Genomic DNA, 11,573 nt, shown 5'->3' with positions numbered 1-11,573 from the left:
GAACTCTTCGGATTCACAGTTCATTCCAGACTACCGGCAAGTCGCGATGGCTGCGAAAATTGTTGGAAAATAGTTTGCTGCTGTCCAGCCGGCCTGTCAGGCCGGCAAGATCCATCCGCAGCGACGGAAGACATTGTGCGCCACCGCCTCGAACAGTTCCCGTTTTCTTGAGGTGACGTCACGCGTGCGCCTGGCCTCCGTGTGCATTTATCGATCTTCCTGTTTCAACACCCACCCGCCGCAGCGATCACATTTTCCGGTCGCGGAAGCAATGCGCTCGGACATCCCCAGCAGCGGGAGGCCGCACTGGGGGCAGCGGGGAGAGTGGACGCGGAGGTTTCGCTTCATGCGCCACAGCAGGAAGCTGACGAGCGCCAGGTAGGCAAGAACGGCGCTGAGTGCGATCACCTTTCGCGGCGCGCTGGCCATGTGTGCCTCCGCCCAGCGCAGGAAGACCAACTGCACCGCGCCGAGGCCGACACTGAGAATCGCTGCCAGGCGGCCATCCTGGCGGGCGGTCCGTTTTGCCGCGGCCCGCTGTTCATCGAATTCCGTCCGCGTCAACCATCTTGCCTGTCCGGCCTGCATGGAATTCCTCTGCTTTGCAGCCCTCCTCCGTGGCCGCAGCAATGGTCACGTGCGATCAGCCAAGGCGAGGGCGAATGAATCCGGCAACCATTCGCTATCTATCTTGATCAGTGCGCGGCCTCATGGGGAAATTGATCGACGAATACGCCCCATTCTCCCAAGACGGCACTTGCCCTCGGCAATTGCCACCGCCGCGCAGCTTGCGCCAGCAGAATCGTGGCACAACTCGCAATCTCGTGTGTGACGCACCACAGAACTGCCCTCTCAGTTGAGAGAGCCTTGTTCTCCGTGGTCTTGCGAATTGCCCTCGCACTTGAGGAAAGCCTGCAGTTCAATCAAGTCCTGCGTGCCGCTTCGGTTCTCGCGATAATCTTTTGAAAGCGGGCATCGCCGCGAAGCGCGTCCAGGCGAGGATCACGCCGCAGCACCGCCGGCGAGGGTTCCCGGGGTCTGGAAATGCACTTTTCCAAATACTGAAGTGCGGCTTCGTTTTCGCCGTTCAATATGTGAAAATAGGCAATTTCCAATCCCTGACCGATTCGGGAGAGACTGTCAACCTGGGCCATTTCCTGTTGTGCCCGAACTCTTTCCCCCAGCCCGGCATAGGCGATTGCCAAGGACAGCCGCGCCGTTTGGTTGTTCGGACTGGCATTCAACACGCCGCCAAAGGCAAGCCGGGCGGAATCGAAATTCGCTCTTGCCTCTGCCGGCCGGTTCAAGAGATTCAGCAGCAGGGCGCGCAGCAAATAGAAACTCGGCTGTTGCGATCCTGCCAGAGTTGCCAGCGCGCGGGCATAGTCCCGCTTGTAAGCGAACAGCAAGCACTCCGGACCCAGTAGGTGATCCTTGTCCCTGGTCACCAAAATGTCGGCTTCTTGTGCAACCAATTCCGCACGATCGATCGCACCAAATCCCCGCAGCAGGAAGCTGATCTTGGCGCCATAGCCTGCGCCGCCTTCCGGGTCATTCGCAATCATGATGTCGGCCCAGCGCTCCGCCTCAGCAAACCGTCCCAGACTAAAGGAATGCCAGGCCGCGTAAAACGGCCCGGAAATGCCCTTGGGATCCAACCGGTAAATCCGTTCCGCGAGGCGCAACGCCCCCGCCAGATCCTGCTTACTCGACAATAAGTCGGACATGAAGGAGAGAACCCACGTATCATTCGGCCGCTTCTGATTGGCGATCTCAGCTTCGCGCAAAGCCCCATCCGCATCGCTTTTCACGTAGGCGAGGTAGTTTCCCTTGGCGAGGTAGACTTCCGGCAAATCCGGAGCGAGGGCAGCGGCTCTTTGCAGCGCGGCTTTGCTCTTGTGATCATATGCGCTCTTGCTGGCGAGATTGGGCGTGGTGAGATAAACGACGCTATAGGCGATGGATTGCCAGGCATAGGCCAGCGCAAAGGTGGAATCCAACCGGCACGCCTCTGCAAACCTCTCCGCGGCCATGAGATTGCCCTCCCAGTCATAGGAGATGCTCCAGAAGTACTTGCCTTTCTGGTAATGCTCGTACGCCTGCAGATTGCGCGTGGGCGGCGCTTGAATCGAGCGCAGTTCTTCCTGCCCGAGTCGGGCTTGCAGAGCTGCGGCAATCTTCTGCGCGATGTCGCTCTGAATCGCGAAAATGTCGGCGTACGGCCGGTCGTAGGTGTCTGCCCAGAGGCTCTCTTCGGTTTTGGCATCGATCAACTGCGCGGTCACGCGGATGGTATTGCCGCTGCGGCGGGTGCTGCCTTCCAACACCGTGCGCACGTCCAATTCTCGGGCGATTTCCTTGATTGATTTCGGCGAATCCTGATACCGCAGCACCGAAGTCCGGGCAATCACCTTCACCTCGCTGATCTTCGAGACTTGGGTGAGAACGTCGTTGTGAATACCCGCGGCAAAACTCCGGTCCTCTTCGGATTTGGTGATGGGCACGAACGGCAGCACCGCGATCGATTTGCGCGTTTGCGCCACCTCTGCCCCTGGTTGCACCAACAGCCAGAGCGCGCCGCCCAGCAACGCCAGGCCCACGATTCCCCACCGCAGCGGCGCAGTCAGGCGAAATCGTCTGGTGGGAACACCAACCGGCGCGCCCGCTTCCATTCTCTGCAAATCGGCCAGCAGCTCGCTTATGTGCTGGTAGCGTTCCGCGGGGTGCTTGGCGAGTGCCTTGCGCAGGATGCGATCCAGCGCCGGCGGCAACTCGGCGCGCAGACCGGTGAGCGGCTGCGGTTCCTCATTCAAAATCGAATAGATCACCGACTGTTCATACTCGCCGTTGAACGCCGGCCGGCCGGCGAGCGCTTCGTAAAGCACCGCGCCCAGAGACCAGAGATCAGTGCGTTGATCGATCGCTTCGCCGCGTGCCTGCTCGGGCGACATGTACTTGGGCGTGCCCAGCGTCGCGCCGAGTCTGGTGACGTGCGCCTGGCCGGCAAGCTTGGCAAGGCCAAAATCCAAAATCTTGGCCACGCCCTCGCTGGTTATCATGATGTTGGCAGGTTTAATGTCGCGATGGATGATGCCGTGCGCGTGCGCTTCCGCCAGGCCCTGTGCAATTTGTCCGGCAAGATCAAGCGCCTCTGCCAACGGCAGACGGCCGCTGGCCAGCTTTTGCTTCAGCGTTTCGCCGTCATAATATGCCATAACGATGAAGAGCCGGCCGTCTTCCGTTTCACCAATTTCGTGAATATTGCAGATGTTGGGATGGTCGAGCGTCGAGGCGGCTTGCGCCTCGTTGAGGAAACGTTCCTTGGCTTCCTCGTCGCGGGTCAACTCCGGCGGCAGGAACTTGAGGGCAACGAAGCGTTTGAGTCTGGTGTCCTCGGCCTTATAAACGACTCCCATGCCCCCAGCGCCGAGTTTTTCGAGGATGGTATAGTGGGAAACTCTGGTACCAATCACTTCGCACCTCTCGTCTCAACGCATGCGCGAGCAACCGTGCGCATGCGCCCGCGGAACGGGCCGGCAATTCGCAAGTATTTCACCCACGAGCGCACAACGTTCAAGTTCGCCGCGTTCCACCACGGAAAACCACACGCCGTCCGCCGGCCAAGCCGGGAACCAGCGCGCCCAGCGTTCAGCGCAGTGCCTTTTTCCTGCGTTGCCCCGGCTGGCAGGGCGAGTGCCGGCGCAATGACCACGGTTCACAGTTCACCGTCCGGCACAATGCCCGCGCGGAACTTTGCCACTTGTTCAGCGGTGAACGGCCGCGCAAACAATGCGCTTTCCTCCGCCAAGGCCCGGAACAAATGCAGGATGTAATGCATGCGCTGCGGTAAATCACACCAATCCTGCGCGCCGCAATTGCTGCTGCCGGGAGCACAGGGATCGTATAGCTTCACCAACGCCTGCAGCGGCGCATGCGGATTGTCGATGAAAACGGGCGGCACCGGTGCCGCCAGATTCTCTCCCAGCGAAAGCACAAGATGGGGAAGCTTTAGAACCATCATCGCCTTGGTCACGGTTTCGCGGGTGAGCGTAATCGCGGCCTGGTGCAGCTTCTTCGCCAGCCAGCCAATCAGGAAGACGAGCGGCCGGTGCGCCCGCCCCGCCCACTGGTGTGCGCGCGGAAAAAGCGCGCGCAGGAGGCGAACCCCAAGCTCCGCCGCCGTGACCAGCGGCGCCTCCACGGCCGCAGCGATTTGTGGCTGCAGCCGGGTTTGCTCGTGCAACCCGATTTTCAGATTCGCGAGCAACACCCAAGCCGCCTGCGCCGCCCTGTCCGCCTCCTGGCGTTGTTGTTGATAATGCGTGAAGGCTTCCTTCAAGTAATCCTGCCCATCGGGAGGCGGGCCGGAGCGGAACTCCTTGACAAATGCGCGCAACGCCGGAGAATCGGGGCGGGCCTCCGCGGGCACCGTCGCGAGGAAGCGTGCAAACTCACGGCCGATCTCGGCGAAGACTTTCAAGTTGCCGGTGGCCACGGCCTCACTCGCCCGCTCGAAAGCGTCAAAGGGCGTGTGAATCGCGGCAATGGCCTTGCCGAGCCTGGTGTCAGGCTCGAACAGGCCTTTGCGCAACAGCATGCGATAGAAGGACTGCAGCGGTGCCAGCCAGCGCGCCTTCTGACCGAGATCCCTGGCGAAGCGCGCGAGCAGATCTTCTCCGCGAATCGTACTGCCGGCTTGCCGCGAGGCCCAGGTGGCAAACGTGCACCAATTTGCCGCAGCGCCGGTGCGGTCGCGCATCGCCTGCGAGAGGTTCGCATAGCATTCGGTGATTTCTAGATTGCGGATCACGCGATTGCCGATCGCGACGATCCGCTCCACCTCGGCGAGGCTGGGCGCCGGGTGGGCGATGACTGCATTCAATGCGTCTCCTTATTTCCGCGGTTCAAGCCGGTCACGCGCCATTGGCCACTCCGGTTTTCACGAAACCCTGACAATACTCGTGCACTACATGGCTGTGCGTTCTGCCAATCCCCGACTGCGCGCCAAATCATGGCAGCACCCCGGATTCACTGTTCTGCCTGCTGCGCCAAGCCCGCCATCAAATCGGCAATCTCGCGGCCAAAGTCAAGGGGAAATGTCTTGCTCAATGGTGTATTGCGCCGCGGGATCCGGGACAACGGCCTTCAGCAGCGACTGCTCGCGAACCTCATTACGATTGTCGTCATTGTCACGGACGAGCAGGTCGCTGCCGCAACCGCCGTTTGATATCAGCGCAGCAACAGCAGTCTGCCGGCGCTGCTGCGCTCGCCGGCCTGCAGGCGATACACATAGATGCCGGAAGGCACTGCCTCGCCGCGCTCGTTCCTGCCCTCCCAAGTCACCACGTGCTTGCCCGGCGATTGCGTCCCGCGCACCAGCAGCTTCACCGGCTTACCCAATAGATCATGGATCGTCAACGCCACCGCCGCCCGCTCGGGCAAATCGTAGGTGATTTTGGTTTCCGGGTTGAAGGGATTGGGATGATTGGGATAGAGACGAAATGCGCGCGGCAGCGCAGCGGGGTTTTCGGCAACGCCCACGGTCGCCGCCACGGTGAACCGGAACGATCTGATATTGCGCGTCGCGATTTTGCCGTCGCTCGCCGCAACCTGCCAGGCATAGGAACGGCCCGGCTTGAGAAACTCGCTGCCGTCGAAATCAATGAACGTCGTGCTAATCGTGGTGATGGCCGTGTCGGCGCGGTTGGCGCCGCTGATGATCAGCGAATAGATGAGCGTATCATCATCGACATCGTGCGAGGCTTCCCACGAAAAGCGTATCGGCGCGCGCAGCGAAGTCAGCGTGTCACGATCCGCTGGTGTCAGCAAGGCAAAGGCGGCAGGCGCATCATTGACCGGGGTCACGGAAACGTTGAAGGCAAGGGAGTCACTGCCCAGCGCATTGCTGGCGTGCACTTGCACGAGATGGTTGCCATTGTCGGGATCATCCGGCGACCAGGTGATTTCTCCGGTCTCGGCATGGATCGCCATGCCCGGCGGTGAAGCCAGCAGGGAAAACGCTGGCGCGGGATTTCCCAAGGCACGCACCTGCAGTTGATAGGCTCTTCCCTCAAAAGCGGCATGATCACGCACCGCGCTCAAGCGCGGCGCCGCCGCACCCACGGTAAAACGATGCCGGTGCGTAACGCCCGCATACTCCGCGGTGAATTCCCACATGCCGTGCGGCGCATCGGCCGGCAGCGTATGATACCAATACCAATAGGAGGCCACATAGAAAGGATCAGGCGAGGTGTGATTCCACTGCAAGAACGTCGAACCGTCGGGCCGCGTGACGTTGAAATAGCTGGTTTCGGTATTGACCTGATCACGATAGTAGATGACAAAGTAAATCGTTTGACCGGGCAGGAAACTGTTGGTGGCATTGGTCACATCCGGATTGGGGCAGCCTTTGAACTCCGGCGGGGCCGCGTGCGTCATCAGCGCGTTGATGGCCGTGTCATAATATGGCCTTTGTTCGATCCACCATGACGTGGTCGTGGTCTGGTTGCACGGCCCGGCATAAGGGTCGACCAGATTGCCGTTGCCGTCATACAACTCGAAGTGCAAATGTGGCCCGGTGGAATTGCCCGAGCTGCCGACCAGCCCCAAATACTCGCCCGCCGCCACGTGCTCACCGACACCCTTGGGCGTGAGCGAATTGTTTTTCATATGGCCATACCACGCAATCGAGCCGTCTCCGTGTTCCACGTACACCGCGTTCCACGTGCCGCTGCCAAAGCCGCAATTGCGGTCGAATTGCCCGTCTTGTTTGAAGACGATGACGCCCTCTGCCGCCGCCACGATCGTCACGGCGTTTTCGTCCATCTTGTTCCAAATGAACGGCGACAGGAAATAATCGGTCCCCTGGTGATTGTAACCCTCCGGCAGATCATAGCTGCGCCTGCCACAATTGTAGTCCAGCAGTTGATTGGGAAAGGCAGGATTGAGATCCACGAAATTGGACAAGCCGTGATAGCCGTAATCTGTCAACGTTGGCGCGGCTTGCAACGGCCACGCCAGCTTCACCACTTGTTGTGTACGCTTCGGCAATTTGAGCACGGCGCGGTTGCGCGCGATCTCTGCCTGAATCTCCCGGCGCTGCGCCTCCGTCAGGCACGGCTGGTCGCGACGCGGCACATAGACACCGAAGCCCATGTTACTCTCTTGCGCGTGCAGCAGGACGGCGGACAGCAAGAACAGCGGCAGCAGGAAAAAAATTCGCTTCATATTGCTCCTTCAAGAATTCCTGAAAAAATGCGTCTGGTGGCCTCGCTGAGATTGTGGTGCCACAGCGTTTGCTCGAAACGTGCTTCTCCAAACCGATACCACTTGGTGACGGCTTTGCCGGCCGGAATCGCGCCAAAGTGAAGCAGCAGGCTACTCGAGCGAGTGGCGCCGTGCCGCGCCACTCTGCCCGAGCGGTTCAGCAAACCAAGACACATCCATCTGCGCCGTTGACGGCTACTTTGCGAGCAGCATCTTTCGCGTTTTCACAGTCTCACCTGCCCGGAGTTGATAGACGTACACGCCGCTCGCTAACTGATCGCCCTCGCTGTCTCTGCCATCCCAGGTGACGGCGTGCACGCCCGCTGCCACTTCCGCATCAACCAGCGTCCGCACCAATTGCCCGAGCATGTTGAATATCTGCAGCGAGACTTGTCCCGCTTGCGGCATTTGGTACACGATCGTTGTTGCCGGATTAAAGGGATTGGGATAGTTGGCGAACAGTTCGTAGCTCGCAGCCCGCGCTGGAGAATCGGTCTCTGTCAGCGGCACGGATGATTTCACCAGACCGAGCGCGCCGTAATAAGCAATGCGCGTGCTGCTGCCGCCGGAAGCCGCGGAGGAAGTCTCGGCGTCTAGCGAGAACAATTGCGTGTTGCCGGGCAGATTGACCGTCATCGCGCTCACCACATCCGAAGCGGCCGAGTTGGCCATCACGCCGGTGCGATAGAGGCGCGGCACATACGACCCGCTGGCACCCGTGTAACCGGCGAGGTAAAGCCGCTGCGTGTTCGCATTCCACGACACGTCCCACACCGACATGCCGCTGGGCAGACCGCTGCTCGCGACTGCGGAAAACGAGGTGCCGTTGGTGGTTTGATAGTATTTCGAAGAACTGCCGACCACGTAGCCCCAACTGCTGTTGATCATTTCGATGCTATAGAAAGGAGAGGCGGTCGAAGTGCCGCTCCAAGCCGGTGCAGGGTTGGTGCCATTCGCGGTGTAGTAGATGCTATTGCCGCCGGTGCCGTAGGTGCCGCAAAGATAGACGATATCCGCGGTGACGACATCAATGCCATAGAACGCTGTTGAAGAAGTCGTGCTGGTGCTGCCCATCGCGCCGCCATCGATGCGCGTCCACGTTGCGCCGCCGTCGGTAGAGCGCGCCACGCGCACGCGCCGCGCGCCGGAAGTCACGTGACCAACCGCGTACAGCGTGCTGCCGATGCCATCGACGTTGCGCCAAGTCGGCGTGGGCGACATGCTCGGCGCCACCGACACCCAGGAAGCGCCGCCATTCGTCGTACGGCGAATCGTGTTGCTGGCACCGACGACCACGACGGTATTCGCATCCACCGCTTTGACGCCGTACAGCGCGTTGGAAGTCCCGCTCGTCACTGCGCTCCAGTTGATGCCCCCGTTCGTTGTCTTCGCAATCTTGCCGCTCGTCGCCACCGCCCAACCCGTGTCTTTGTCGAGCATATCGATTTCATTGAACGTGTACGTCGAACCCAAACCACTCACACCGGCTTGCGCCCAACTGCCGGCATCTTCGATCCACACCGCATAGCTGCGTGCCGGCAATTCGAGATAAACTTGATTGCTGGCATTCACGGTCAGAGTGGCGGTCGTCGAATTGCCTACCGCATCGATCAGCGTCGCGCCCACCGGCAAGCTGGTCGTGTTGACGCCGTGCGTGACTCTGAGCTGCTCGCCGGCAAAATTGATGGCGACGATCACATCGCGTCCGGAAACCGCGCCGCGCAATTGATAGAGCAGCGTCGTGTTCGGATAGCCGCCGGTGTACGTCGCGCTGTACGGCGTGCCGAGGCGGCTGAGATAATCGCGGCTGCTGGCGCCATAAATGTAGTTCTTGTGAATCTCGATGAGCTGATCGATCTTGCTCCTGAGGCTGCTGTAGTAATCCGGATAAAACACGCTGGCAACGCCAAGTTGGTTGTTGGTGAGTGTGTAAGCGTAAGCGAGTATCGGATCGTTGTCCACCGGCTGGCCGGGATCACGGAAATCATGGTTGTTGACGAAGGTGACGGCATAATCGCCGCTGACGCCTTGCGCATCGACGAGACTGGCGGTGAAAACGTTGCGCGCGTCATAGCCGTAAAGATCGCACGCTTTCTCCAGGGCGTCGCGCAGGGCGAAATCGAACACGCGCGGCTTGATCGCGGCTTGCGTGCCGGCGTCCATGTAACTCTTCACGTCCTCGACCCAGTCTTTGAGAATGTATGAATTCGAGTCGAACCATTCGCCCACGACCATGCCGGGGTCCATGCCATTCGCGTGCAAATTATCCAGCAAATCGCCGACAAACTCCGGGGTGAAATGCTTGACCGCATCCATGCGCAGGCCGCGCATGCCGGCGTTGCTCCACATCCAGCGCGTCCACGCGAACAAAGTGTCGCGTGTGCTCGGCACGGTTTGGTCATAATCGTAGAAAAAGTACATGTAGTCCCAGTCGCCGCACAGGCAGGTGGGATTGCCGTTGGGTTTGAAGTTGGTGTGATTCATGCCGCCGCGGCCGCTGGCAACACCGGTGAAATCGGTATAGGTCTGATACTTGATCGCGCTTTGATGATTACTGCCGTTGTACCACACTTCATAGACATAGTGATCGGTGTAGCCGCTGGAATTGCCGGTGTAGATCCAGATGGAGTCGCCCGTGGCATTGAAGTCGCTGCTGCCGAGGGTGAGCGCGAACTCGTCGATCTTGCAACCGAGGCCGTCGAGGTTGGCCTGCATGTCGATGCCGAGATGAATCACGTTGTTCGGCTCGCCGCAACCGCCGCCACCATTCGGCTCTGCTTCGTTCTCCGGCGGTTGGCTTTGATATCCGACAGCGTTGGTTTGCATATAAACCTTGTAAGGCTTGCCATGAAAATTCGCATGCTCAGAGGCGGATTTGAATTTGAAATAGTAAGTGCCCGCGCCGCGGCCCGTGGCGCCGCCAATGGGCAGATAACAGCGGTAGCGATCGCTGGGAAAAGGCTGATCGCCGTTGTTGACTTTCGCCGCCGTCAAGTTTTCAATCCAGCCTTCCACCGAGGGATTGTTTTCCGCCTTCCCACCATCGCGATGGTTGTAAATCATATCCGCCACGGCCTTGAGGCCGTAGGTGTTGAACGTGGCGATGAGATCGTTGAGATCGGTGCGCGTACCGAAGCGCGTCGGGCCGCCGCCGAATTCGCCGAGATCGAACAGATCTTTGGGATCGTAGCCGTTGCTGGTTTGCCCAAAGCTGGCACGCGAGAGCGGAGGCAGCCAAACATAGGTGAATCCGGCATTCGCCAGCGCCTGCGCTTTGGCGTTGAGCGTGTCCGCCCACACGTGGCCATCAGCAGTGCCCGGATAGTTCCAATACCAGCCTTGCAGCATGAAGTCCTGCGGCAAGGCCGGCTGGCTCCAACTCAGCAACAAATACAGAACGATGCCTAACCCTGGTTTTCTCATGGTCGCGCTCCTTGTGAATAAGGTGTTTGATTGTGATTCTGCCGGCTGCGTGAGGAAAAAGGGTGGAAAGAATAAACAGAACCGGATGAAATGTCAAGGTCGATTTGCAGACGGGCAGTGACGCGCAGGTTGCACTGGTGGTGGATTTGCTTTTCCAGGTAGCCGTGCGCTGGGCGGGAGTTTCGCGGATGGAAGTGGATACCTGCCACAACAGACTTGGGAAGGTGGCCCGGCGACAACAACGATGGCGCGTGCCGGTCCGGGCTTGAACGCCTAAACGACCTGCTTGGGCAACTGCAATGCCGACCTGATGTGCGCCACGATCGCCCCGGGCGTTTGTGCTATGTCGACGGCGAGCGCGTCGCGCGGCTCTTCCAGCGCCTCGAATTGGCTGGCAAGCAGATTGGGATCCATGTAATGATTCGTGCGTGCTGCCAGGCGTTTGGCGATGGTGGCAAAATCACCCTGCAGAAAAACGAAGCGCACTTTCAGCGGATCGACCTGCAGCCAGTCGCGATATTTTTGCTTCAACGCCGAGCACGCCAGAATCCCGGATTGGCTGGTATTGAGCTTTTCGCGAATCAAGTTTTGCAGAGTCGCCAGCCAGGGAGCACGATCGTCGTCCGTCAACGGAATGCCGGCGCGCATTTTTTCCACATTGGCGGCAGGATGAAAATCGTCGCCGTCGTAAAACGGCCAGTTCAATTCTCGCGCCAGTTGCTGGCCGATGGTGGTCTTGCCGCAACCGGTGACGCCCATCAGAATGATGATCATATCTCACAATGCGGGACAAGTCGTAACAAAAAGCCTCTCAACAGGAGCGAACGGAGAAAACAGAGATTTTTCCCTGCTAACTCCTGTTCAAAAAAGTTGGAATTTTTCCA

At 59.6% G+C, this 11,573-nt stretch carries 6 protein-coding genes; all 6 read right to left on the bottom strand.

Going from position 1 to position 11,573, the window contains the following annotated elements; translation table 11 throughout:
* Nucleotides 1-207: 207 nt before the first annotated feature.
* The 6 genes from L6R21_03065 to L6R21_03040 all read right to left on the bottom strand — a co-directional run bounded on the left by L6R21_03065 (nt 208) and on the right by L6R21_03040 (nt 11,463).
* Nucleotides 208-588: a hypothetical protein gene (locus L6R21_03065; protein MCK6558155.1), complete on the bottom strand. Its 381-nt coding sequence runs from the start codon at nt 586-588 to the stop codon at nt 208-210.
* A 335-nt stretch (nt 589-923) separates the two neighbouring features.
* Nucleotides 924-3,473 carry a protein kinase gene (locus L6R21_03060; protein MCK6558154.1) on the bottom strand — a complete coding sequence of 850 codons (2,550 nt, stop codon included), beginning with the start codon at nt 3,471-3,473 and terminating at the stop codon, nt 924-926.
* Nucleotides 3,474-3,715: 242 nt separating this feature from the next.
* On the bottom strand, nt 3,716-4,882 hold the full coding sequence (locus L6R21_03055; protein MCK6558153.1) for a hypothetical protein: 1,167 nt from the start codon (nt 4,880-4,882) through the stop codon (nt 3,716-3,718).
* Nucleotides 4,883-5,229: 347 nt separating this feature from the next.
* Entirely contained in the window at nt 5,230-7,227 is a 1,998-nt protein-coding gene (locus L6R21_03050) for a peptidoglycan DD-metalloendopeptidase family protein (protein ID MCK6558152.1), read from the bottom strand.
* A gap of 234 nt (nt 7,228-7,461) precedes the next feature.
* A complete protein-coding gene (locus L6R21_03045) occupies nt 7,462-10,689 on the bottom strand; it encodes a T9SS type A sorting domain-containing protein (GenBank protein MCK6558151.1) in 3,228 nt (1,075 codons plus the stop codon).
* Nucleotides 10,690-10,962: 273 nt separating this feature from the next.
* Complete coding sequence (locus L6R21_03040) at nt 10,963-11,463, bottom strand: gluconokinase (GenBank protein MCK6558150.1); 501 nt, start codon at nt 11,461-11,463, stop codon at nt 10,963-10,965.
* Nucleotides 11,464-11,573 lie beyond the last annotated feature (110 nt).

The organism is bacterium, assembly GCA_023150945.1.
GTDB lineage: Bacteria > Zhuqueibacterota > Zhuqueibacteria > Zhuqueibacterales > Zhuqueibacteraceae > Coneutiohabitans.
This window is presented reverse-complemented; position numbering and strand designations above follow the sequence as displayed.

What these genes read in the sequence shown, in the direction of transcription:
- L6R21_03065 (MCK6558155.1), bottom strand. Translation starts at nt 588, where the DNA reads ATGCAGGCCGGACAGGCAAGATGGTTGACGCGGACGGAATTCGATGAA.
- L6R21_03050 (MCK6558152.1), bottom strand. Translation starts at nt 7,227, where the DNA reads ATGAAGCGAATTTTTTTCCTGCTGCCGCTGTTCTTGCTGTCCGCCGTC.
- L6R21_03045 (MCK6558151.1), bottom strand. Translation starts at nt 10,689, where the DNA reads ATGAGAAAACCAGGGTTAGGCATCGTTCTGTATTTGTTGCTGAGTTGG.
- L6R21_03040 (MCK6558150.1), bottom strand. Translation starts at nt 11,463, where the DNA reads ATGATCATCATTCTGATGGGCGTCACCGGTTGCGGCAAGACCACCATC.